The organism is Sphingopyxis sp. LC363, assembly GCF_000756385.1.
In the GTDB taxonomy this organism is placed as follows: Bacteria; Pseudomonadota; Alphaproteobacteria; order Sphingomonadales; family Sphingomonadaceae; genus Sphingopyxis.
The window spans coordinates 13,512-37,627 of the sequence record NZ_JNFC01000034.1 but is presented as its reverse complement, the minus strand read 5'-3'; the positions used below and the strand labels follow the sequence as shown (position 1 = coordinate 37,627).

At 65.7% G+C, this 24,116-nt stretch carries 23 protein-coding genes; 8 read left to right on the top strand and 15 right to left on the bottom strand.

The window, feature by feature from the left end:
* Complete coding sequence (locus FG95_RS13070; protein ID WP_037556439.1) at positions 1 to 1,242, bottom strand: ROK family transcriptional regulator; 1,242 nt, start codon at positions 1,240 to 1,242, stop codon at positions 1 to 3.
* Between the two features lie 141 nt (positions 1,243 to 1,383).
* Positions 1,384 to 3,192: a DUF885 domain-containing protein gene (locus FG95_RS13065; RefSeq protein ID WP_152567647.1), complete on the bottom strand. Its 1,809-nt coding sequence runs from the start codon at positions 3,190 to 3,192 to the stop codon at positions 1,384 to 1,386.
* A 145-nt stretch (positions 3,193 to 3,337) separates the two neighbouring features.
* Here FG95_RS13065 and FG95_RS13060 point away from each other — a divergent pair, with 145 nt between their 5' ends.
* A complete protein-coding gene (locus FG95_RS13060; protein WP_037556438.1) occupies positions 3,338 to 4,705 on the top strand; it encodes an amidohydrolase family protein in 1,368 nt (455 codons plus the stop codon).
* Between the two features lie 30 nt (positions 4,706 to 4,735).
* On the opposite strand, the gene FG95_RS13055 is transcribed toward FG95_RS13060, so the two are convergent.
* The 10 genes from FG95_RS13055 to FG95_RS13020 all read right to left on the bottom strand — a co-directional run bounded on the left by FG95_RS13055 (position 4,736) and on the right by FG95_RS13020 (position 14,880).
* Entirely contained in the window at positions 4,736 to 5,119 is a 384-nt protein-coding gene (locus FG95_RS13055; protein ID WP_152567646.1) for a hypothetical protein, read from the bottom strand.
* Between the two features lie 83 nt (positions 5,120 to 5,202).
* Entirely contained in the window at positions 5,203 to 5,361 is a 159-nt protein-coding gene (locus tag FG95_RS20795; RefSeq protein ID WP_161786557.1) for a hypothetical protein, read from the bottom strand.
* Positions 5,362 to 5,436: 75 nt separating this feature from the next.
* Positions 5,437 to 6,162, bottom strand: a complete 726-nt coding sequence (locus FG95_RS13050; protein WP_037556437.1) for a response regulator — start codon at positions 6,160 to 6,162, stop codon at positions 5,437 to 5,439.
* A complete protein-coding gene (locus FG95_RS13045; protein ID WP_037556436.1) occupies positions 6,159 to 8,828 on the bottom strand; it encodes a sensor histidine kinase in 2,670 nt (889 codons plus the stop codon). The genes FG95_RS13050 and FG95_RS13045 overlap by 4 nt, the downstream gene beginning before the upstream one ends.
* Positions 8,825 to 9,415, bottom strand: a complete 591-nt coding sequence (kdpC, locus tag FG95_RS13040) for a potassium-transporting ATPase subunit KdpC (protein WP_037556435.1) — start codon at positions 9,413 to 9,415, stop codon at positions 8,825 to 8,827. Before kdpC ends, FG95_RS13045 begins: the two co-directional genes overlap by 4 nt.
* Positions 9,416 to 9,425: 10 nt before the next feature.
* Positions 9,426 to 11,459 carry a potassium-transporting ATPase subunit KdpB gene (kdpB, locus tag FG95_RS13035; RefSeq protein ID WP_037556434.1) on the bottom strand — a complete coding sequence of 678 codons (2,034 nt, stop codon included), beginning with the start codon at positions 11,457 to 11,459 and terminating at the stop codon, positions 9,426 to 9,428.
* A 12-nt stretch (positions 11,460 to 11,471) separates the two neighbouring features.
* A complete protein-coding gene (gene kdpA / locus FG95_RS13030) occupies positions 11,472 to 13,175 on the bottom strand; it encodes a potassium-transporting ATPase subunit KdpA (RefSeq protein ID WP_037556433.1) in 1,704 nt (567 codons plus the stop codon).
* 12 nt (positions 13,176 to 13,187) lie between these two features.
* Positions 13,188 to 13,277 (bottom strand): K(+)-transporting ATPase subunit F, encoded by a 90-nt coding sequence (gene kdpF, locus FG95_RS13025; RefSeq protein WP_037556432.1) that lies wholly within the window; start codon positions 13,275 to 13,277, stop codon positions 13,188 to 13,190.
* 9 nt (positions 13,278 to 13,286) lie between these two features.
* On the bottom strand, positions 13,287 to 13,424 hold the full coding sequence (locus FG95_RS20790; RefSeq protein WP_161786556.1) for a hypothetical protein: 138 nt from the start codon (positions 13,422 to 13,424) through the stop codon (positions 13,287 to 13,289).
* A gap of 85 nt (positions 13,425 to 13,509) precedes the next feature.
* Positions 13,510 to 14,880, bottom strand: coding sequence for a spinster family MFS transporter (locus FG95_RS13020; protein ID WP_052182352.1), 1,371 nt, complete (start codon positions 14,878 to 14,880; stop codon positions 13,510 to 13,512).
* A gap of 167 nt (positions 14,881 to 15,047) precedes the next feature.
* On the opposite strand from FG95_RS13020, the gene FG95_RS13015 reads away from it, so the two are divergent.
* Together FG95_RS13015 and FG95_RS13010 are read left to right on the top strand one after the other, a co-directional pair.
* A complete protein-coding gene (locus FG95_RS13015) occupies positions 15,048 to 17,234 on the top strand; it encodes a TonB-dependent receptor (RefSeq protein ID WP_161786555.1) in 2,187 nt (728 codons plus the stop codon).
* Between the two features lie 59 nt (positions 17,235 to 17,293).
* The gene (locus tag FG95_RS13010) at positions 17,294 to 17,767 is read left to right on the top strand and encodes a DUF3237 domain-containing protein (protein WP_081933144.1); all 474 of its coding nucleotides are present in this window, start codon (positions 17,294 to 17,296) and stop codon (positions 17,765 to 17,767) included.
* Between the two features lie 35 nt (positions 17,768 to 17,802).
* On the opposite strand, the gene FG95_RS13005 is transcribed toward FG95_RS13010, so the two are convergent.
* The 3 genes from FG95_RS13005 to purT form a co-directional block, all read right to left on the bottom strand.
* Entirely contained in the window at positions 17,803 to 18,159 is a 357-nt protein-coding gene (locus FG95_RS13005) for a hypothetical protein (protein WP_037556427.1), read from the bottom strand.
* A 27-nt stretch (positions 18,160 to 18,186) separates the two neighbouring features.
* Positions 18,187 to 18,735, bottom strand: a complete 549-nt coding sequence (locus FG95_RS13000) for a hypothetical protein (RefSeq protein ID WP_052182351.1) — start codon at positions 18,733 to 18,735, stop codon at positions 18,187 to 18,189.
* 103 nt (positions 18,736 to 18,838) lie between these two features.
* Positions 18,839 to 20,017 carry a formate-dependent phosphoribosylglycinamide formyltransferase gene (gene purT / locus FG95_RS12995; protein ID WP_037556426.1) on the bottom strand — a complete coding sequence of 393 codons (1,179 nt, stop codon included), beginning with the start codon at positions 20,015 to 20,017 and terminating at the stop codon, positions 18,839 to 18,841.
* 125 nt (positions 20,018 to 20,142) lie between these two features.
* Between purT and FG95_RS12990 the strand changes: the two genes are divergently transcribed.
* From FG95_RS12990 to ahpF, 5 genes are all read left to right on the top strand, one after another.
* Positions 20,143 to 20,574, top strand: a complete 432-nt coding sequence (locus FG95_RS12990) for a nuclear transport factor 2 family protein (RefSeq protein ID WP_037556425.1) — start codon at positions 20,143 to 20,145, stop codon at positions 20,572 to 20,574.
* Between the two features lie 54 nt (positions 20,575 to 20,628).
* Positions 20,629 to 21,363: an AraC family transcriptional regulator gene (locus FG95_RS19935; protein WP_052182350.1), complete on the top strand. Its 735-nt coding sequence runs from the start codon at positions 20,629 to 20,631 to the stop codon at positions 21,361 to 21,363.
* A gap of 59 nt (positions 21,364 to 21,422) precedes the next feature.
* Positions 21,423 to 21,698, top strand: coding sequence for a hypothetical protein (locus FG95_RS12980; RefSeq protein WP_037556423.1), 276 nt, complete (start codon positions 21,423 to 21,425; stop codon positions 21,696 to 21,698).
* Positions 21,699 to 21,843: 145 nt separating this feature from the next.
* Positions 21,844 to 22,407 (top strand): alkyl hydroperoxide reductase subunit C, encoded by a 564-nt coding sequence (gene ahpC / locus FG95_RS12975; RefSeq protein ID WP_037556422.1) that lies wholly within the window; start codon positions 21,844 to 21,846, stop codon positions 22,405 to 22,407.
* Positions 22,408 to 22,528: 121 nt separating this feature from the next.
* A complete protein-coding gene (ahpF, locus tag FG95_RS12970; protein WP_037556605.1) occupies positions 22,529 to 24,085 on the top strand; it encodes an alkyl hydroperoxide reductase subunit F in 1,557 nt (518 codons plus the stop codon).
* Positions 24,086 to 24,116 lie beyond the last annotated feature (31 nt).

Sequence of the window (24,116 nt, the reverse complement as noted above, 5' to 3'; positions counted from 1 at the left end):
TCAGCGCCCCGCCTGCATCAGGATCGATTCCGACGGCAGGATATGGTCGAGGAAGGGGATGATCGCGGCGCCGATCGCCGAGGCGTCGTCGGCCGCGCCCGCGCGCCGCACCGGCGCCACCGCCGGAAGCTGGAGCCCCGTCATCCGCGCATTGAGCCGCTCGACGAGGCCGTCGACCAATTTGCCCGGGAGCCGCCCGCCGATCAGGATGGCGGCGGGATTGATCAGGCAATTGACCGCGATCAGCGGCTGGATGAGCGCGTCGGCGGCATCGTCGAGCCATTTCAGGATCACCGCCTCGGCATCGGACGAACTGTCGAGCAGCGCATCGGGCGCCTCGATGCCATGTCCGGCGGCTTCGAGCCGCGCGTAAAGCGCCGACAGCGAAACCGTGTCCTGCACATTCGCGCCGTCGCCGCGTTCGGGATCGGGCATCGCCCAAATCTCTCCCGACCGCGAGTCGGCGCCGCGGACATAGCTGCGGTCGATGACGAGCCCCCCGCCGAGGCCGGCGCTGATCAGCAGGTAGAAGAAGCTCGGCAGCGCGATGCCATTGCCGAGATGCACTTCGCCGAGTGCTGCCGAAGCGGCGTCATTGTCGGCATGGAGCGGCCAGGGAAGCACCTCGCCGAGGAGCGCGCCGAGGTCGATCCCGTCCCACGCGTCATATTCCTTTGGTCGGTGCGGTAGCGCGATGCGGCCAAGGTCGTCGGGAAGCGCCACCCCGACGCCGAGGATGCGCGCCCGGTCGACCCCGCCCTCATCGAGCAGACCGGGCAATATTTCGCGCACATGGTCGACGACCGTTTCAGGCAGCGCGAACGCGATCTCGCGCGTGTGGCGGCTGCGGATCTTGCCGGCAAGATCGAGCGTCACCAGCGTGATATGGTCGCGGTCGATGTTGAGCCCGATCGCAAAGGCGCCGTCGGGATCGATGACGATCCGCATCGCGGGCTGACCACGCTTGCCCTGCAGGCGGCCCGCCGGTTTGACGAGGCCGAGATCGATCAGTCGCTTTGTGATGTTCACGATCGTCGGCGGCGTGAGGCCGGTCACCCGCGCGAGGTCGCTGCGCGTCGTCTCTTCGGTCAGGCGGATCGCCTGGAGCACGATCCGCTGATTATAGTCGCCCGCGCGCTCGAGGTTGGTGCCCGACAGGCTGAGCGTCAGCCGCGCGTCGCGCGCCTCTGGGCCGCTCGTGGCCGATTGGCGGCGGTCGCGACCCGGAAGATTGAGGCTCATTGCAGGACTGTCCTCCAAGCTGGTTCGAATGCCCGGCGCCCCCCGCCAAACAGATTCATGCTATAAAGCGTAGCCGCTTTAATAATTCGATTTTCGATAAAGCCGAGCGGCGGCGTCCTGTCAATCGAACGCCACCGGGTCTCAGCGCTTCGACGCGATATAAGCGGCGACCTGTTCTTCGAGGATGCTCAGCGGCAGCGCGCCTTCGCCGAGCACCGCTTCGTGAAATTCGCGAATGTCGAAGCGCGCACCGAGTTCGCGTTCGGCGCGCTCGCGCAGTTCGGCGATCTTCAGCTGTCCGACCATGTAGCTGGTCGCCTGCCCCGGCCAGTTGAAATAGCGGTCGACTTCGCGCGCGATATCGGTGTCGGAAACCGAGCTGTTCGCGCGGAAATAGGCGATCGCCTGTTCACGCGTCCACCGCTTCGAATGGATGCCGGTGTCGAGCACCAGCCGGATCGCGCGCCAGACCTGCAGCGACAACATGCCGAACCGGTCGTAGGGGGTCTTGTAGACGCCCATTTCGTTCGCGAGCCGCTCGGAATAGAGCCCCCACCCCTCGATATAGGCGCCATAGCCGCCGAACTTGCGGAACTTGGGGATGCCGGCCAGTTCCTGCTGCCGCGCGATCTGGAAATGATGGCCCGGCGCGCCCTCGTGCGCGGCGATCGCCGCGACCTGAACCTTTTGCGTCTGGTTCATGTCGACGAGGTTGACGTAATAGATGCCGGGCCGCGACCCGTCTGCCGAGGGCGGATTATAAAAGGCGGTCGACGCGGTCGCCTCGCGCCACTTCTCGACCGCGCGCACTTCGAGCGCGGCCTTCGGCAGCACGCTGAAATAGCGCGGTGCCGCCGCCATCGCCGCGGCGATCACCGCGCGCGCATCGGTCAAATAGGTTTCGCGGCCGTCCTTGGTGTTCGGATATTTGAGCTTCGGATCGGTGCGGATATGGTCGAAAAATTGTTCGAGCGTGCCCTTAAAACCGACCTCGCGCTTGATGGCTTCCATCTCTTCGCGGATCGCCGCGACCTGCTTCAACCCCAGTTCGTGAATCTGCTCGGCGGTCAGGTCGGTGGTCGTCGAATTCTTGAGCCGGTCGGCATAATAGGCCTCGCCGTCGGGGAGGCTCCACACGCCGAAGTTGCCCTTCGATTTGGGCTCGATCTCGTCGATCGCGGCGATCAGCACCTCATAGCCGTGTTTGAACGGCCCGGTCAGCGCCGCGGTCGCATCGGCGATCAGCTTCGCCTTGACCGCATCGGGGGCATCGAGCGCGCCGACTTTTTTGCGGAAATCGCCGAGCAAGGTCGAATCCGCTCCGTCGCCAAACGGAGCGCCGACGAGGATTTTCTTCGCATCGGCGCGCGCGGGCGCGAAATTGACCTTGTTGGGCACCGCCCCGGCGGCTGCCTGCTCGCGCATCGTCGCCGCGACCTCGCCCATCACGCGGTCGGTATCGCGCAGACGCGCGATATAGGCCTCGGCGTCGGCGACCGTATCGATCTTGTGATTGTTGATCAGCAGCACCGGGATATCGCCCGCCGGGCTGCCGTTGGTCGTTACCGGAAAACGAAGCTTGCGGAACCGGAAGGACGCACGGCGGCGCTCGACGTCATATTCGAACAGTCGGTAGCTGACGCGCGCGCTCGGTCCCAATTGTTCGGGCCGAAAGCGCGCGCGCATTTCCTTCAGCTGTCGTTCGAGCAGTTCCTGTTCGCGCACCGCGGCGGCGTCGGTATAATCGTCGAGACGGTCGTAATCGCTCTTGAGCCCGAGCTGCGTCTGGCTTTCGGGCTGAAGCGCGATCCGCGCGTCGAAAGCGTCGTCGAGAAAGCGGAGCAGCGCTTCGTCCTGCGTCGCCGCTGGCGTCGTCTCGGCCATCGCGGGGGCGGGAAGAACGGCTAGCGGCAATAGCGGCATCAGCATCAGGGCAATTGCGAAACGCATGAAAATTCTCCTGTCGAATGCGCCACTTGTACCCACCGCTTGCGTCGGCGCAATCGCTACCCGACGGCACCGGGTCGATGGCGGGGAGACCTCGCTTCGGCGATTGCAGACGCGAAACCGCCCGGCTAGCGCCTTGCGCATGACAATGCCCCGCTCCCGCCGCCTCACCCTGCTCACCGCGCTTGCCTCGCTCGGCCTCGCGCTATCCCCGGCGGCGGCCGCCGACGCGCCGCAAGCCACGCTCTATACGGGCGCGACGGTCATCGACGGCACCGGCGACGCGGCGCACGCCGATCAGGACATATTGGTCGAGGGCGAGCGCATCGTGGCGATCGGCGCGCATGATGTGCTGGCGTCGCGGGCCGGGGCGGCCCGGCGGGTCGACCTGTCCGGGCGCTTCGTCATTCCGGGGTTGATCGACAGCCACGTCCATCTCGCGACGCCGCCCAACCGGAAACGCGCCGAGGCGATCCTGCGCCGCCAGCTTTACGGCGGCGTCACCGCGGTGCGCGACATGGCCGACGATCTGCGCGCGGTGGGCGATCTGGCGCGCGCTTCGCTCGTGGGCGAGATCGCCGCGCCCGACATCTATTATGCCGCGCTGATGGCGGGCCCGCCCTTTTTCGCCGACCCGCGCGTCCTGTCGGTCAGCCGCGGCTTTGCGCCGGGAACCGCGCCGTGGATGCAGGCGATCGATGCGGACACCGATCTGCGCACCGCGGTGACGCTGGCCCGCGGCACGTCGGCGACGGCGATCAAAATCTATGCCGACCTTCCCGCCGAGCGCGTCGCGGCGATCACCGCCGAGGCGCACCGCCAGAAGATGATGATCTGGGCGCACAGCGCGGTCTTCCCCGCCCGTCCCGCCGAGGTCATCGCGGCTGGGGCCGACGTCGTCAGCCATGTCTGCTATCTGGGCTATGAGGCGCAGCCGCGGATGCTCGCGGCCTATGAGGATCGCACGCCGGTCGACGAGACGCGCCTCGCGCCGACGGGCGACGACCCCGTCGTCGGGCGCCTTTACAGGGCGATGGCGAAGCAGGGCACGATCCTCGATGCGACGGGCAGCCTCTTCGTGAAGTTCGAGGCGGCGCGCAAGGCCGACCCAAAAGCGAAGCCGCTGCGGTGCAGCGGCGCGCGAACGATCCGCCTGACGCAGCAGGCGTGGCGCGCCGGCATTCCGATCGCGACCGGCACCGACTTCGTCAACCCCGCGAGCAACTCTTGGCCCGAGGTGCATGCCGAGCTGCGCTATCTGACGGACGATGTCGGCATGCCGCCGCTCGCCGCCATCCATTCGGCGACGCTGGTCGGCGCGCGGGCGGCCGGGCAGGACGAGGATATGGGATCGATCGAGCCCGGCAAGCTCGCAAACTTCGTCGTGCTGACCGCCGACCCGGTGGCCGACATCGACAATATCGAACGGATCGAGATGACCGTGAAGCGCGGCCGCGAATATCGGCGCACCGATTATGTTGCACCGACGCCGAGCGAGCTGGGCGACGAGGATTGACCCATCAAGCGGGGTCGGACCGACCGGGGGTTAAAATGCGACTGTAAGGCTCGATGCACCGTCCTCCGGGCGCGATGCAGCGCGGGGAGGGATAGCGTCGAAAACTTCGGCAGCTTTGTACCCGGGCGGGGGCAAACGCCGCCACCGCTCCGAAATCTCGACGGTTTCCCAAAGACCGGGTCCGACAAACAGCAACGCGCCGCCCGCGCTCGCGCAGAGAAAGAGGATCGCCGAGAGCAACATGACCAGCGGGGTCGCGTCGCGCGGCGAAATCGTATGGGACATTTGGTGGAGTCTGACCGCCACCAGCCAGGCCACGGCGAGCAGCGCGAGACCTGCGGCGCGCAGGCCGAAATTGGCGGCGGCGCTTTCATGCCATTTCGTCATTCGATCCTCCATCGGGAGGCCGCTCAATTACGCACGGCCGCATAGGAAATCGAGATCGGGAAAAGCGGATAGGCGTTGAGATCGCATAGGATTGGCGATCCGGTCAGAATCTAGCGCGCGGCGTCCAGCAGGAATGCGACCGCCGCCACGGCCGCACACATATAGACCGTCAGCAAGAGCGCACCCTGCGCGCCCAGCCAGTCGACCACCCGGTCACGGAATCGCCGTTCACTCGCGCCCGGCTGCGCCTCGATCTCGTCCTGCATCATCGGACGAAGATAGGTGGGCGCGACATTTGATTTCGAGAGCGATCGGCAGCGTCTCTCATAGTGTTTGCATATGTTTCAGCGCGGCGGTTCGCCACCCTCCGCCAACGCGTCGTTGCCGAGCCGCAGCCGATACCCGATACCAAGCTCGTTGCTGATGATCCGCGGTTGCTGCGGATCGGTTTCGAGCTTCTGGCGCAGCGTTCGCACGAGCACCCTCAGATATTCGACATGATGTTCATGCTCGTGCGGCCAGACCTCCGCCATGATCTGTTTGTGCGTGATCACCCGCCCCGGGAATTTCGCGAGCTGGGCGAGCACGCCATATTCCTTCGGAGTCAGATGAACCTCCCTCCCCGCCTTCGTCACGGTGCGCGCCACGAGGTCGATCGTCACATCCTCGACGGCAAGCGCCAGCATGCCCCCGTCGCGGGTCAGGCGATTGCGCAGCGCAACGCGGACCCGCGCAAGCAGCTCGTCGGTATCGAAGGGTTTGGTGAGATAATCGTCGGCGCCCAGATCGAGCGCGGCGACCTTTTGATCGGTCGCATCGCGCGCCGACACGACGATCAGCGTCGTGTCGGATTGCTGCTTGAACAGCGGCACCAGTTCGAGCCCGTCGCGATCGGGAAGCCCGAGATCGAGCAAGGTGATGTCGGGACGCTCGGCGCGAAGCTGCTCCAGTGCCCCGCGCGCGGTCTCGGCCTCGACGATCGCATAGTCGTTCCTAGCCAGCGCCGCGTGGATGAGGCGCCGGATGTGGAGCTCATCGTCGACGACCAGGACCTTGTGACGCACTTTCATGGAATTTCCTTGTCGCTCATCGGCGCGATGATCAGCGCCTCGGGTATCTGGATCGTGAAGCGGGCGCCGTGCGGCTGCGCGTTATTGCCCGCCTCGACGGCGAGCCCCATCGCTTCGGCAAAGCCCTTGACGATCGCGAGCCCGAGGCCCGTGCCGTGCTTCGCCCGGTCGCTGCCCTCGAGCCGGGTGAAGGTCTCGAACACCCGCTTTTCGTTCCCCGGTGCGATGCCCGGGCCTTCGTCGATGACCGAAAGAAGGATCGCATCGGACGTCCGCTGGCCCCGGATGAGGATCGGCGTGCCGGGATCGGCATAGCGCCCGGCATTGTCGAGCAGATTGATAAGGCAATGGTGCAGAAGCACGGGATCGACGCGGACAAGCGGGACATTGGATGGAATGTCGACCTTCACCTCGTGCCCGGCAAGCGAGGCGCGCGCGTCGTGCGCGGCGCTCGCGGCGGCATCGAACAGGTCGGTCGCCTCGACCTTCATCGGCAGCGCGCCCGCCTCGACGCGCACCATGTCGAGGAGGTTCGAGACGAAGCGGTTGAGCCGCCGCGCCTCAGCCTCGATCGTTTCGGCGAGGCCCGGCGAGGGCTGGCGCTGCATCTCCTGCGCCGCCGACAGGATCGTCGTCAGCGGCGTTCGAAGGTCGTGGCTGACCGACGAGAGCAGCGCCGATCGTAGCCGGTCGCGCTCGTCGATCTGCCGCGCTCGCAGCGACGCTTCCTCGAGTTCCATGCGGTCGAGCGCGATCGACGCCTGGTCGAGCAAGCTCATCAGGAGCGGCACCTGATCCGAGCGGACGGGTTCGCGGGCATCGTCGCGGGTCAGGCCGAGCACGCCGAGCACACCGCGCGTCGTGCGAAGCGGATGGAACAGCCAGTCCGATGCGGTTAGCGTCGACGACCCGCGCCCGGCCGGCTGGTCGTTGTCGATCGCCCATTGCGCCGCGGCGCGCTCGATCTGCTCGAGCCGGTCCTCGGGCGGCACCGCGGCGCGCAGCATCGGCCCGTCGGGCGAAGGCAGGAGAAGCACAGCACGGACGTCGAGCAGCCGGCCGACCTCGGCGCAGATCGCGTGCATCAGCGCGTCCTGATCGGGCGCGATAGTGAGCTGGCGCGAAAAGCTGGCAAGCGCCGCATTCTGGCGCGCGCTCGACTGCGCCAGATCGGCCTGGGCGCGCACGCGTGCGGCGAACTGGCTGGTGACCACGGCAACGCCGAGCAACACCAATATGCTGACGACATTTTCGGGATTATTGACGGTGAGCGTGCCGGTCGGCGGCAGGAAGAAGAAATTATAGGCAAGGCTCGATGCGAGCCCCGCGAACAGCCCGGCGCGCAGACCGAAGCTCGCCGCGGCGAACATCACCGGGATCAGATAGAGCAGCGCGATATTGCCGAGATCGAGCGCGGCGCGGAGCAGGCGGCCGAGCGCGGTTATCGCCGCGACCATCGCCAACGACCACAGATAATCCGCCGGCTCGCCCCACCGCCCCGCCGCGCCGATTCCGCTACGTCGCGCCGTGCGCGCGTCGGGCTCGCCCGGCAGGACGTGCACCGCCACATCGTCGATCGTCCGCACGAGCTGGTCGACGACCGAGCCGTGACGCATCTCGAACCACCAGGAACGTGCCGATTTGCCGATGACGATCTGGGTCGCGCGTGCATCGCGCGCGAAGGCATGCAGGCCTTCGACCACGCTGGCCGCGGGAACGGTCGCGGTGGAGGCACCGAGCCGCGAGGCGAGCGCAAGCGTGTCGGCGAGCTGTCGGCGGTCCTCGTCGGACATGCTGTGGCTGCGCCGCGTCTCGATATGGACTGCGCTCCATGGCGCTTTCAGCGCATCGGCGAGCCTTTTCCCCGCGCGGACAAGTTCGGTCGCGACCGGAAGCTCGCTCACCGCGACGACGATCCGCTCGCCGACCGCGAAGCTGCCCGCCAGCGCATGGCTGCGCACATGGTCGAGCATCTGCGCATCGACCGCTTGTGCGGCGCGGCGAAGCGCGAGTTCGCGCAGTGCCGTCAGATTCGATTTGGAAAAGAAGTGCGTAAGAGCGCGCGTGGCTTCCTGCGGAATATAGACTTTCCCCTCGCGCAGCCGTTCGATCAGCTCGTCGGGCGGGATGTCGACAACCTCGATCTCGGCATTTTCGAGGATCGAGTCGGGCACCGTCTCGCGCACGCGGACGCGCGTGAACGAAGCGACGACGTCGTTGAGGCTCTCGACATGCTGGATGTTGAGCGTCGAATAGACGTCGATCCCGGCGTCGAGCAATTCCTCGACATCCTGATAGCGTTTCGGGTGCCGGCTGCCCGGAGCATTCGTGTGCGCAAGCTCGTCGACCAGGACCAGTTGCGGCCGCCGTTCGAGGATCGCGTCGATATCCATCTCGCGAAGGCTGTGCCCTTGGTGATCGACCTCGCGACGCGGAATGATTTCCTGCCCTTCGACAAGCGCTCCGGTTTCCCGGCGACCATGCGTTTCGACCACACCGATCACGACGTCGACCCCGGCCTCGCGCTTCTGCCTGCCGCCGGTCAGCATCTCCCACGTCTTGCCCACGCCAGGTGCGGCGCCGAGGAAGACCTTGAGACGGCCGCGGCCTTCCTGCGCCGCCTGACGCAGAAAGGCCTCGGGTGATGGTCGGTCGGTTTCGATCACGGGGAGGATTTAGCCTTAAAGGCATCGAGTCGTCGATTGAGCTTGAACACATTGATGCGCGGTTCACCGAGAAAGCCGAGCAGCGGTTGTTCCACGCTCTGGTCGACAAGCCTTCGAACGGCCGCCCGATCAAGGCCGCGGACATCGGCCACCCGGTCGACCTGGAAAAAAGCCGCTTCGGGGCTGATATGGGGGTCGAGCCCCGAAGCGGAGGTCGTCACCAGGTCGGCAGGAACGGGTTGGCCCGGCGAGGTTCCGGAAAGCCTTGCGACATCGCCCGCCACGCGATCGGCGAGCAATTCTGACGTCGGCCCGAGGTTCGAACCCGACGAGGCAAGCCCGTCATAGCCGTCGCCCGCCGCCGACGGGCGGGTGCTGAAATAGCGTTCGGAGGCAAAGGCCTGTCCGGCGAGTTCGGACCCGATGACCTTGCCATTCTCACGCACCAGGCTGCCGTTGGCCTGGCTCGGGAAGAGCGCCTGCCCGATGCCGGTGATGGCCAGCGGATAGGCGATGCCGAGTAGCGCCGCGAAGAGCGGCGTCATCACAAGCGCCGGACGCAGCGCGCTGATAAAATCCTTGTTCATTTCGGTCTCCTCAGACCAGACCCAGGCCGCCGACGGCGAGGTCGATGAGCTTGATGCCGACGAAGGGCGCGGCGAGGCCGCCGAGCCCGTAGATGGCAAGGTTGCGCGCGAGCAGCGGCCCCGCACCCATCGGACGATAGGTCACGCCCCTGAGCGCCAGCGGCACGAGCAGCGGGATGATCAGCGCGTTGAAGATGATCGCCGACAGAATCGCGCTTTCGGGCGTCGCGAGCCCCATGATGTTGAGCACGCCGAGCCCCGGATAGAGCGCGACGAACATCGCCGGGATGATCGCGAAATATTTGGCGACATCGTTGGCGACCGAGAAGGTCGTGAGCGCGCCGCGCGTCATCAACAGCTGCTTGCCGAGCCCGACCACTTCGATCAACTTGGTCGGATCGCTGTCGAGGTCGACCATATTGCCCGCCTCGCGCGCCGCCTGCGTGCCGGTGTTCATCGCAACGCCGACGTCGGCCTGCGCGAGCGCGGGCGCGTCGTTGGTGCCGTCGCCGCACATCGCGACGAGCCGCCCGCCCTCCTGCTCCTTTCGGATCAGTTCGAGCTTGTCCTCGGGCGTCGCCTGCGCGAGGAAATCGTCGACCCCCGCCTCGGCGGCGATCGCCGAAGCGGTGAGCGGATTGTCGCCGGTGATCATCACCGTGCGGATGCCCATCGCGCGCAATTCGCCGAAACGCTCGCGGATGCCTGCCTTGACGATGTCCTTGAGGAAGATCGCGCCGAGCAGTTCGCCGTCCTTCGCGACCGCGAGCGGCGTGCCGCCGGCGCGCGCGATCTCGTCGGTGACGCGGCGAAGCTCGGTCGCCGCGGTGGTCGTGCCCGCGCCCGGGTTGGCGCGCAGGATCGAGTCGACCGCGCCCTTCTGGATCACGCTGTCGCCGATCCGGATGCCCGAGATGCGGGTCTGCGCGGTGAAGGCGATGATCTCGGCGCCCGCCGGCAGGTCCGCCGTCCGGTCAAATTTCTCGCGCGCCAGCACGACGATCGAGCGCCCCTCGGGCGTTTCATCGGCGAGGCTCGCAAGCAGCGCCGCCTCGGCGAGCTCAGCCGCCGAGTGACCGCCGACGGCCCGGAATTCGGTCGCCTGCCGGTCGCCGACGGTGATCGTGCCGGTCTTGTCGAGCAGCAGCACATCGACGTCGCCCGCCGCCTCGACCGCGCGGCCCGACTTGGCGAGGACGTTGAAGCGGACGAGACGGTCCATGCCCGCGATGCCGATCGCCGAGAGCAGCGCCGCGATCGTCGTCGGGATCAGCGTGATGAGCAGCGCCGCGAGGATCGCGACGGGGATGCTGCCGCCTGCATAGCTCGCAAAGCCCGGGATGGTACCGACCGCGATCAGGAAGATGATCGTGAGTCCGACGAGCAGCAGCGTCAGCGCGATTTCGTTCGGCGTCTTCTGCCGCTCGGCGCCTTCGACGAGCGCGATCATGCGGTCGAGAAAGCCCTGCCCCGGTCCCACGGTCACGCGCACGCGAATTTCGTCCGAGATGACGCGCGTGCCCGCCGTCACGGCGCTGCGGTCACCGCCCGCCTCGCGGATCACCGGCGCGCTTTCGCCGGTGATTGCCGCTTCGTTGACCGACGCGACGCCGGCGATCACCTCACCGTCGGACGGAATGAGGTCGCCGGTTTCGACGAGCACGATTTCGCCGACCCGCAGTGCGCTTGCCGGCACGCTTTCATACGCCTTGCCTTCGCCCTTCAGGCGCTTGGCGGTCAGTTCGGCCTTGGTGGCGCGCAGCGATGCCGCCTGCGCCTTGCCGCGGCCCTCGGCGAGCGCCTCGGCAAAGGTGCCGAACAGCACCGTCAGCCACAGCCAGATGACGAGCTGGAGCTTGAAGCCGGTCGCAAGACCGTCCTGCCCGACCATAAGCAGGACGGTCAGCAGCGCGGCGATCACCGCTGTCGTGAACATCACCGGGTTGCGGATCAGTTCCCGGGGATGGAGTTTGCGAAAGGCATCGCCGATCGCCGGGACGATCAGATCCGCCGTGAACAGCGACCTGGTTTCAGACCGAGCCATATGCGTTAATCCTTAGAAAAGCTGGCCGCGGATCATCGCGAGATGATCGGCGATCGGACCGAGCGCGAGGCCGGGAAGGAAAGTCAGGCCGCCGACGATCAGCACGATGCCGACGAGCAGACCCGTCCACAGCGGGCCGGTGGTCGGGAAGCTGCCCGCCGTTGCCGGCGTATATTTCTTCGCCGCCAGACTGCCCGCGATCGCCAGCATGGGAATGATGATGAAGAAGCGGCCGAGCCACATCGCGGCGCCGAGCATCCCGTTGTAGAAGGGCGCGCCCGCGGTCAGGCCCGCAAAGGCCGACCCGTTGTTCGCGACCGCGCTCGTGAAACCATAGAGGATTTCCGAAAAGCCGTGTGGCCCTTTGTTGAGCGGCCCCGCCAGGCCCGCCTCGGTGACCGACGCGATCGCCGTGCCGCCGAGAATGATCAGCGGCAGCACCGCGATCGCAAGCACCGCGAGCTTGACCTCGCGCGCCTCGATTTTCTTGCCGACATATTCGGGGGTGCGCCCGACCATCAGCCCCGCGACGAACACCGCGAGGATCGCGAAGAGCAGGAAGCCATAGATGCCCGCGCCGACGCCGCCGATGACGACTTCGCCAAGCTGCATGTTGAACAGCGGGATCATGCCGCCCAATGCGGTGAAGCTGTCGTGCATCGCGTTGACCGCGCCGCACGAGGCCGCGGTGGTGACGGCGGCGAACAGCGACGAAGCGGCGATGCCGAAGCGGACTTCCTTGCCCTCCATATTGCCGCCGGCGACGCCGAGCTGGTGGAGCACGGGGTTGCCCGCCGCTTCCTGCCAATAGACGACGCTGACGCCCGCGAGGAAGATGACGAGCATCGCGGCGAGGATCGCCCAGCCCTGACGCTGGTTGCCGACCGCCCTGCCAAAGGTCCAGGTCAGGCCGAAACCGATCGCGAAGATCGAAAGCATCTGGACGAGGTTCGTGACCGCGTTCGGATTTTCGAACGGATGCGCCGAGTTGGCGTTGAAGAAGCCGCCGCCGTTCGTGCCGAGCATCTTGATCGCTTCCTGCGACGCAACGGGGCCGAGCGCGAGCGTCTGCTTGACGCCCTCGAGCGTCGACACCTCGACCGAACCCGCGAGCGTTTGCGGTACGCCGTTCGCGACCAGGAAGATCGCATAGACGATACAGATCGGCAGCAGCAGGTAGAGCGTCACGCGCGTGACATCGGCCCAGAAATTGCCGAGCGTCGCGGCGCTGCGCCGCGCGAACCCGCGAAAGAAGGCAAAGGCGAGCGCGATGCCCGTCGCCGCCGACAGGAAATTCTGGATCGTCAGCCCGAGCATCTGACTGAGGTTCGACAGCGTCGCCTCGCCCGCATACCATTGCCAGTTGGTGTTGGTCGTAAAGCTGATCGCGGTGTTGAACGCGCCATCGGCGCCGACTGCCTCATAACCGAGCGGATTGAGCGGCAGCACGCCCTGCAAGCGCAGCACCGCATAGGTGAAGAGCAGCAATGCGAAATTGAAGATCAGCATATGGACCGCGTAGCGGCGCCACCCCTGCTCCTCGTTCGGGTCGATGCCCGCCAGGCGGTAGAAGCCCGCCTCGACCGGCCCCAGCAGGCGGTGGAGCGGGGTTCGCTGGCCGTCATAGAGCGCGAAGAGCCAGCGGCCCATCGGCTTGGTGATCGCGAGCAAAAGGCCCACGAAGACGATGATGAGAAGCCATCCCTGAAAGGTCATGGCACGCCCCCTCTAAAAGCGTTCGGGCCGTGCGAGCACGGCGACGAGATAGACGAGAAGGCCGATCGCGGTGGCGCCCGCGAGCCATAGGTCGAGAGTCATGGCGTCACCTCACGCGTCGTCGCAAAGGCGCGCATAGCCGAGGCTTGCCGCCAGAAGCGCGAGGATGATGCCGATCCAGAGAATATCCTGCATGATTTGCTCCAGCAAAGCGCCCGCCACAAAGGTGACGGGCCGTCTGCGGAGCATCAATTAGTTCAGGCGCGCGTTTGAATTCGAGAGAGTGAAATCAGCCCTCGCATAGTGTTTGCATATGATTTTGCGAAAACAGGCGTCAGCTCCGGGCCAGTTCGCGCGCATAGCCCTTGAAGCCCCATGTCAAGATGATTGCGGCGAGCGGCAAGGCGACCGCCGTGACGATGGCGATCGAATAGCGCAGTGCGGATTCGTCCCGGAAAATATTGTCGGTGAGCAGTGCCATCAGCATCGGACCGAAGCCGAGGCCGACCAGATTGACGACGAAGAAATAGAGCGCAGTCATCCGCGCGCGATATTCGTTCGGCGTGATCAGCTGCAGGGCGACGCCGCCCACGCCGTGCATCGTCAGACACGGGAAGGCCAACGCCAGCATCGCGAACGCGAGCGCCGGATCGGGCATCAACGCCATCGCTGCCAGGGGCGGGCCGCCGAGCAGGATCGACAGGCGCATCACGCGCAAATGCGCATCACCCACCCCCTTGGCGAACAACCGGTCGGCGAGCGCGCCGCCCGCAATCAACCCGGGGGCGCCGCCGACCGCCATGATGACGCCGAACCACAGGCCCGCTTGCGCCACCTCCATGCCGTAACTGCGCGCGAAGAAGGTCGGTATCCACGCGATCGCGCCATACATGACGAGGCCGATCAGCGACATGCCGCCGAACAGCGCGCCGAGCGCCGCCCGCTGTCCGCCGATGTGCGCGACAAGACCGGGCGCGCCGGCGGCCGACGCATCCGGCATCATTGCAGCCGCCGCTCGCCCGCGACGAAGAGGTTCGCGCACGGTCAGCATGAGCAGCGCGACCAATATTCCCGGCGCCGCCACCCAGACGAAGATCAACCGCCACGCATCCATCGGACCGTAGAAGGGGACATCGACCGTCGGCGCGGCCAGCACCGCCTGAACCACGAAGGAGCCGAGGATCATCGCCACGCCCGAACCCAGCGGCACGCCGATCGAGTAGACCGCCATCGCGCGCGCCAGCCGGTCGCGCGGAAAATAGTCGCTGAGCATCGAATAAGCGGCGGGCGATAGCGTCGCTTCGCCCACGCCGACGCCCATGCGCGCGGCGAAGAGCGACGCATAGCTTCCCGCAAAGCCGCAGCCGGCGGTCATCACGCTCCACACCGCGATGCCCGCAACGATGAGGTTCCGGCGGTTATAGCGGTCGGCGATCCATGCGAGCGGCAAGCCGAGCAGCGTATAGAAAAGCGCGAAGGCCAGTCCGATCAGCAGGCTGACCTGCGTGTCCGAGATATCGAGCGCCGCGCGGATCGGTGCGACCAGGAGGCTGAGGATCATCCGGTCGACAAACGACAGCGTATAGGCCAGCAGCAATATCGCGACGACATACCAGCTATAGGCCGGCCGCGGCCAGGGCGGCGGTTCCCGTTCCCCTGCACTCGCCTGCCCGGCCGCATCGCCGCTCGCGCGCTCGCTCGCCATATCCTCTCCCGGCTTTCGCTCCGTTCGCAGCCACCCTCTTGCACCGCGGGGCATGCTGCGATATGAAGTAGATACTTAGCTAACTAAGTATTTTGCGCAGACAGTCAAGCAGGAACGCACAAACACGACAACGAAAAAACAAACCTGAACAAATGGGAGAGCGATTCATGGCCAGAAAAATACTGAACCCGTCGTCACGGCTGTTGGCAGGGATTGCCCTGCTGACGATGCCCGCCATCGCCGCGGCACAGGATAGCGAAGAGAGCGCCGACGGCGATATCATCGTCACCGCCCAGCGGCAGGAGCAGAAGCTGCAGGACGTCCCGGTATCGGTCACCGCCTTCGGTTCGGAACAGCTTCGCGCGAACAATATCGAGACCGTGGCCGACATCGCGCTCCGTACGCCCGGATTGGCCGCGAGCGCGGTCGATCCCATCAACACGAATTTCGCGATGCGCGGCATCGGCAGCGCGCCGGGCATCAGCCAGAACGCCGGCGGCGACCCGTCGGTCGTCGTCTTCGTCGACGGCGTCTATGCGGGTCGCGGCAGCACGCCCGACCTCGACGCCCTCGACCTCGAACGCGTCGAGGTGCTCCGCGGTCCGCAAGGCACATTGTTCGGCAAAAACGCCATCGGCGGGCTGATCCAGTTCGTCAGCCGCAAGCCATCGGCCGACAACAGCTTCCATTTCGAGGGTACGTACGGCAATTACGACCGTGTCGGCGTCGTCGCGCGCGGCAATATGGCGCTCACCGATAAAATCTATCTGTCGGCGGGACTGTCGCATAAACAGCGCGACGGTTTCGAATTTAACGAGACGACGGGGAACGACGTCAATGACCTCAATCTGACGACGGGACGCCTCGCCTTGCGGCTGGTGCCGACCGACACGCTCGATATCATACTTCGCGCCGACGTCTCGCGGCAGGATCAGAAGGGCAATCCGCGTCACAATAATTGCGACGCCAGTTTCAACGGCGGCGTCCACTGCGTCGGCATCAACCCCGATCCGCGCGTGGTGAACGCCTATATCGACGGCATGATCAAGCGGACGATCCAGTCCTATTCGGCCGAGATCAACCTCGACCTGCCCTTCGGCACGCTCACCTCGCTGACCGCGCTCCGCAAGGTCGATTTTCAGTTCGAAACGCCCTTTTTCAGCAATCCGGTCAACCCGCCGAACCAGATCGAATCGACCGATTTCGGCGACGAAGACAACAAGCAGTTCAGCCAGGAATTGCGGCTGGCGTTCGATGCGTTCGACGGCCGGCTGAACGGTCAGACGGGCCTATATTACCTGAAGGAGGACACCGACCGCATTCAGGGACAGATCCAGGATTTCGCAACGCCCGCGATCAGCGGCATCGGCATATTTCCGCAGTCGGTCAACGCGCGCAGCTTCGCGATCTTCGGCCAGCTCGACTACGAGATCGTCCCGTCGCTGACCGCCACTTTGGGCGCGCGAATGACCTGGGAGAAAAAGAGCGGCCGGTTCGCGGGCTACAAGGGCGACGACGGTCCCGGCGTGCCGCCGCCGCTCGGCACGCCGGCCGGCTATGACGTCACCGCGAGCCAGAAATGGAAAGCCTTCACCCCGCGGTTCGCGCTGAACTGGAAAGCGACCGACGACGTGCTGCTCTATGCGTCGGCGGCGCGCGGTTACAAGAGCGGGGGGTTCCAGGGCCTTTCGGGCACCGCGGAGGGCGCATCGACCCCCTATGACCCCGAATTCGCCTGGGGTTACGAGGTCGGTGCCAAGACCGAATGGTTCGACCGGCGACTGCGGTTCAATGTCGCTTTGTTCCAGACCGATTATTCGGATCTTCAGGTGTCGCAGCTCGTCCCGCTCTGCTGCGTCGTCGTCAGCAACGCGGCGAAGGCGAAAATCAAGGGCGCCGAGGTCGAAGTGCTCGCGCGCCCGTTCGAAGGCTTCCAACTCGACGGCAGCTACGCCTGGCTCGACGCGAAGTTCACCGAATATTCGATCCCCGGCCAAGCCTATACGGGCAATCGCCTGCCCCGATCGCCGAAGAACAAGTTCAATATCGGCGGGCAATATGAGGCGCCGATCGGCGATTTGTCGGCAAAGCTCCGGGTCGACTACAGCTGGGTCGACGACGCCTTTTTCGAAGCGTCGAACATCCCGCAACAATTGTGGCCGAGCCACGAGAACCTCGACGCGCGCCTGTCGATCGCGGGCCCCGACGAACGGTGGGAGCTTTCACTGTGGGGCAAGAACCTCACCGACGAGCTGGTTCCGACCTATGTCACCTATTTCGGCCCATACCGCCAGATACTGACGCCCTATGCGCCGCCGCGAACCTATGGCGTCACCATGGCATTCAAGATCTGATCCGCGGCGCGGCGGGGAGACCTCCCCCGCCGCCCCCTCCCCGTTCAACGAAAGGATTGATGATGGACCAGCCCGAATTCCGCTACCTCTGCTCCTATCGCGCCGCTTTCACCGAACCGCAGCAGCAGATCGGGACCGCGCATTTCGGCCGCCGCATGATCGCCGCGCTGACCGGCGGCGAAGTCGAGGGGGAACGGCTGCGCGGCCGCGTCATGCCGAGCGGCGGCGACTGGGCGACGATCGACGACAAGGACACGCTGCGCCTCGACGCGCGGATCACCTTCGAAACGCACGACGGGGCGCTGATCTATGTCTCCTATCGCGGCGTGCTGCGGCCGCTGTCGGTGGCGCATCGGCATGCCCGAGGCGGCGGCCCGCAAACGGCGGCCGAGCGCAAGGAAATTTATTTCCGCACGACCCCGATGTTCGAAACCGGCGATGAGCGCTATTCCTGGCTCAACGACATCGTCGCGGTCGGGCTGGGTGCAAGCGTCGGCGGAGCCGTCCGCTACGATGTGTTCGAGCTGCTTTAGCAGGGCTTGGGACCGGGCTTTGGCGAGCTCCCGGTTCAGATCGGCGAATGCTGATGCAATGCCAGTTTCCAGCCATCGGGACGCCGCACATAGGCTGAACTGATAAGCGCGGCATAGGGCTCACCATCGGCACGCGTCACATCCGCGCGGTAGCTGATGATCGCAAAATCGTCGCCACTGTTCAGAAACAGGCGATTTCCCATCCTCAGGTCACGCCAACGGTTGGCGTTGGTGGCGGTTGCCGCCACCTCCTCGCGCGAATGCATGCCGTGCATCTCTCCCGCTTGCGGAAAGGCGAGCAGACACCGGGCATCGACATGGTTCAGGAAATGCTCTTTCCCGTCGAGCCAGAATCCTTGCTCGATGTCGTAAAGCTCCTCTTCGAGTGCCATCGCATTCCCCTTCCAAACGGAAGCTGATCAACCACCTTCCTTCTGCGCGCGCGCCGCCTTGACCCCCGCCAGAAACTGATCTTCATTGACCTTCACCGCCAATCCCTTCTTCGACATGAAAAAGGCGGCGCGCGGCATGGTGATATTGCCTTCGCTGGTCGCCAGCACCGCGCCCTGCGGCGCCATCGCCGTGACCTTGCCGAGCACCGCGGCCCCATCGGCGCTCCGCACTTCGGCGCCCGGCTTCAACACGCCGTCGACCGCCGCCGCATCGGCCTCGGCCTGCTTCAGCACCGCGACGATCTTCGCTTTGGGTGCTTTGAGCGCCGGGCCCTTGGCGCCCTTCACAAAGGCTTTCTTCGGGACCACCAGTCCATTGCCGTCGATCGAAACCGCAACCCTGTCTCCCGACACTTTGGCGATCTGGCCGACTTCTTCGCCATTCTGGTCATAGACTTTGGCGCCGGCGACGAGCGACGCGGCGGGCGCCGCCTCTTGCGCCTGCGCGGCGGGAGCGGCGATCGGGATCGCGCTCGCAAGGCACAGCGCGGCGATAGGGCCGAAGAATTTGGGCATGAAACACTCCTGTCGAACAAGAATGGCCCGTGCCGCATCGCGCCGCGGCACACCAAATGCGATATTGCCCGGCCGTGCAACGGACACGGCGAGCCGACGTTTGCTAGCGGTAGTCGATCGCCAATTTCTCCGCCGCGGCAACGGCAGCGGCGCGCGCGTCGCCGGCCGTGCCGCCGGCCACTTTGGCAAGCGCCACGCCCATCCGGCGCCAGGGTCGCGTGACCGGCTTGCCGAAGATGCGGACATCGACCGAGGTTGCAGCATTCGGTGGCGTCAATGCGTCGGCGAGCCCCGTGATCGCGAAATCGGACGCGTCGCGGTCGGCGAGGAGCACGGCGCTGGCGCTCGCGTCGGGAACCGCGATCGCGCGGATCGGCAGGCCGAGAATCGCGCGCGCGTGGAGGTCGAATTCGGAGAGCGATTGCGAGATCAGCGTCACCATGCCCGTGTCGTGCGGGCGCGGGCTGAGCTCGGAGAAGATCACCGCGTCGCCCTTCACGAAAAATTCGACCCCGAAGATGCCGTGGCCGCCGAGCGCATCGACCACCTTGGTCGCCATATCCTGCGCGCTCGCCAGCGCCGCGTCCGACATCGCCGCGGGCTGCCAGCTTTCGCGATAATCGCCGCGTTCCTGCCGGTGGCCGATCGGCGGGCAGAAGGCGACGCCGTCCTTGTGCCGCACGGTGAGCAGCGTGATTTCGTAATCGAAATCGATGAACGCCTCGGCGATCACGCGCAGCCGGTCGCCGCGCATCCCGGCGGCGGCATAGTCCCACGCCGCATCGACCCCGGCGGCATCCTTCACCATGCTCTGCCCCTTGCCCGACGAGGACATTACGGGTTTGACGACGAGCGGGAAGCCGATGCGCTCGGCCGCAGCCTGCAATTCCTCACGCGTTTCGGCATATTCGAAGGTCGAGGTGGTGAGCTTGAGCTCGCTCGCCGCAAGATCGCGGATCGCGTCGCGGTTCATCGTGAGCTGCGCCGCACGCGCCGAGGGAACGACGTGGAAGCCTTCGGCCTCGACTTCGGCGAGAATCTCGGTGCGGATCGCCTCGACCTCGGGGACGATATGATCGGGCTTGTGCTTTTCGATCGCGGCGCGGAGCGCATCGCCGTCGAGCATCGAAAAAACCTCATACTCGTCGGCGACCTGCATCGCGGGAGCTGCGGCGTAGCTGTCGCACGCGACGACATGGCAACCGAGGCGCTTCGCCGAAATCGCGAATTCGCGGCCGAGTTCGCCCGAGCCGAGGAGAAGGATCTTTGCGGTGGGGGTCATGGGGGCAGCTCCGAATCTGAAGCGCCTCCACAGCCGATATTGCGCCGCCGCGCAATGCACGTTTGTTCAACGAGTCGGGCCGGCCCGGGATTAGAATGGATCGCGACGGACATAGGAGAAAGACGATGAACGCGATTGCCGAGCTGGAACGCACGCTGCCGACCGAGGCACTGTTCGACCGATATCATGTCGGCTGGGAAACGAAGGACGCCGACCTGATCGCGTCGCTGCACTCCGCCGACACCATTTTCCGGCTCCACGACGGATCGCCCCCGGTCGAGGGACGCGAGGCGCTGCGCGAACATTGCGGGCATCTGTTCGCGACCTATGATTTCTCGATGCTGATGGGCAAAAGAATCTTCGGCCGCGATTACTGGACCTTCGACTGGACGATGGTCCTGACGCTCGCGATGCCGGGCGGCACCGCCTTTGTCGCCCACGTCGGCATGCTCGACGTGATCATGGTCAACGCCGAGGGCGAGGTCGCGAGCAAGCATGTCTACCCCGATATCGCGCAGATGGAGTCGGCCTTCGAGCGGGCGGGAATCGTGCGCTAGATGGCGTCAGCGCCATGCTTGCGCGCCGACCCCGGCGGGTGAATAATCGCCGCCATGCCTGACCCGGTGGCGCCTTTCCTCACCAGCTGTTTTCCGGTGGGGACGCGCGCGCTCGCGCCGCATGCCACTCTGGTGACGGCGGTGCTCGCCGGCCGGTCGGGGCCGCTCCGGCTCGAACGCGGCGGCCTTTGGGTCGAGGGCGATTTGCTGCTCGTCCGGCCGGGCATCGTCCACGGCGTCGCGCTCGCGGAGCGCGGCGCCGACGTCCTTTACCTCAATGGGCTGGCCTTTCCCTTTGACGCACCGCTCGCTGTACCGCTCGAAGGCGCATTGGCACGCGTCGCGCGTGAGGCGCTGGACGGCGATGCCTCGGCGGTCGCCGAGTTGCGCGACCGCCTCGCACCGCCCCGCGAGCGGGCATTGCCCCCCGACATGGCGGCGGTGGTTCGCGCGATCCACGGCGACCCGATGTGGCGGATGTCGCAGGACGAGTTGGCGCAGCGGCTCGGCATGGAACGGACGCAGGCGCTGCGCACCTTCCGCCGGTCGACAGGACAGGGTTTTCGCGAGTTCAAGCTGTGGTCGGCGCTGCAACATGCGACGCAGCAGATGGCGGGCGGCGCGCTCGTCCGTACCGCCGCGATGGATGCCGGTTTTGCCGACACCGCGCATCTGTCGCGCGTGTTTCGCCATGTCTTCGGCCTCACGCCAAGCGAGGGGATCGCGGGGCTCGCCGTCGCGCCCATCATCGCGCGCGATCAGGCGCTTCGCACCGCGACGCTTATGTGATAGCCTTCGTCCAACGCTGCGTAACAACCATGAGGTTGATTATGACGGACGATTGGCGAGTGGATGACCTGGCGCTGTGCATCAGCCGGCATGAGCGTTACCCGCCCGAGGTTCGCCCGGGCGCCGTCTTTACGGTGCGCACGGTGTGGACCGACATGCCCGACCTTGTCGGCGGGACGTCCGGCACCGCGCTGAAGTTTCGTGACGTGCCCGACCTCGGCCCGCGCGCCGCCTATTGCGCGCGCCGTTTTCGCAAGATCACGCCGGGCGTGCCCGACGATTTCGATGCCGAAGTGATCGATTTACTCGCCGGCGCGAAGGATATCTGCCGCTGATCGCGGTTTTGCGCGAACGATGCGCTTTGATCGATTTCACCGATAAGTGTGCCCGGAAAATTGGGGTTGAGTGCGCGCGCCGGTCCTTATAGCTGGCGCCCTGCAAATCATTTTGCAGTGCAGCAAACAAAGGAAACACTCTCCCATGGGTATCATCGGAAGCTCGATCAAGCCGTTCAACGCCACCTCGTACCATCAGGGCAAGTTCGTCCCCGTGTCGGACGCCGATGTCGCGGGCAAGTGGGCGGTTTTCTTCTTCTATCCGGCCGACTTCACCTTCGTCTGCCCGACCGAGCTCGAAGACCTTGCCGACCAGTATGAAACGCTGAAAGGCCTTGGCGTCGAAGTCTATGCCGTGTCGACCGACACGCATTTCAGCCACAAGGCCTGGCACGACAGCTCGCCGGCGATCGGCAAGATCAACTATCACATGCTGGGCGACCAGAACCACGTCCTCGCCAACAATTTCGGCGTGCTGCGTGAAGATTCGGGCCTCGCCGACCGCGCAACCTTCGTCGTCGACCCCGACGGAGTGATCCAGGTGATGGAAATCACCAGCGAAGGCGTCGGCCGCAACGCCGAGGAACTCGTTCGCAAGATCAAGGCCGCGGTCTATGTCCGCGCCAACCCCGGCCAGGTCTGCCCGGCGAAGTGGGAAGAGGGCGCCGAAACGCTCGCGCCCTCGATCGAACTCGTCGGCAAGATCTAAGCCGATTTGCGAGGACCGGGCGGGCGGCGCTCGCCCGGTCTTTGCTCAAAAAGAACAAGATTTTTGACGCCGTCCCCCGCGGCGAACCCTTGCTCCTGTCCGAAAGGCTCTCCCCATGCCGATGCTCGACGCCAATACGACCGCCCAGCTCAAAACCTATCTCGGCAACCTCCGCCGCCCGATCGAGCTGGTCGCAAGCCTCGACGCCTCGCCCAAGTCGGCCGAGATGCGCGCGCTGGTCGAGGAAGTCGCGGCGCAGTCGGACCTCGTCACGGCGCGTTTCGATGGCGACGATGCGCGGCGCCCGTCCTTCGCGATCCGCGGCGACGAAGGCCGCGCCGAAGCAGTGTTCGCGGGGCTGCCGATGGGGCATGAATTCACCTCGCTGATCCTCGCGCTACTCCACGTCGGCGGGCACCCGCCGAAAGAAGATGCCGAGCTGCTCGACGCGGTGCGCGCACTTGAGGGCGATTTCGTCTTCGAAACCTTCTTCTCGCTTTCGTGCCAGAATTGCCCCGACGTCGTGCAAGCGCTGAACATCATGGCGGCGCTGGGTCCGAATATCCGCCACACCGCGATCGACGGCGCGCTGTTCCAGGACGAGGTCGAGCGGCGTCAGGTGATGGCGGTGCCCGCCGTCTTCTTGAACGGCGAACCCTTCGGGCAGGGCAGAATGGACCTCGCGCAGATCGTCGCGAAGCTCGACACCGGCGCGGTGGCGCGCGCGGCCGAAAAGATCGCCGCGAAGGAGCCGTTCGACGTGCTCGTCGTCGGCGGCGGCCCCGGCGGCGCCGCGGCGGCGATTTATGCGGCGCGCAAGGGCATCCGCACCGGCATCGTCGCCGAACGCTTCGGCGGGCAGGTGCTCGACACGCTGGGGATCGAGAATTTCGTCTCGGTCCAGCACACCGAGGGCCCGAAGCTCGCGGCGCAACTGGAAGCGCATGTGAAAGATTATGAGGTCGATGTCATGAACGTGCAGGAGGCGGCCGAGCTGATCCCTGGCGGCGCGAACGGCCTGCACGAAGTGAAGCTCAAGAGCGGCGCGAGCGTCAAGGGCAAGACGGTAATCCTGTCGACCGGCGCGCGCTGGCGCCAGATGGGCGTCCCCGGCGAGGCCGAATATCGTAACAAAGGCGTCGCCTATTGTCCGCACTGCGACGGGCCGCTGTTCAAGGGCAAGCGCGTCGCGGTGATCGGCGGCGGCAATTCGGGCGTCGAGGCGGCGATCGACCTTGCGGGGCTCGTCGCGCATGTGACGCTGATCGAGTTCGACAGCCAGCTTCGCGCCGATGCGGTGCTGCAGACCAAGCTGCGCAGCCTGCCCAATGTCACGGTCATCACCTCGGCGCTCACCACCGAAGTGCTCGGCAACGGCGAGAAGGTCGTCGGCCTGCGCTATCGCGACCGCAACAGGGACGAGGAGCATCTCGTCGAGCTTGAAGGCATTTTCGTCCAGATCGGCCTGATCCCGAACACCGAATGGCTCGGCGATGCGGTGGCATTGAGCGACCGCGGCGAGATCGAGGTCGACGCGCGCGGCGCGACGAGCCAGCCCGGCATCTTCGCCGCGGGCGATGTGACGACCGTGCCCTACAAGCAGATCGTCATCGCAATGGGCGAAGGCTCGAAGGCATCGCTCTCGGCCTTCGACCACCTGATCCGCGCGGGCGCCTAGCGTCGTAGAGGGCGAAGCACCTACCTCACTA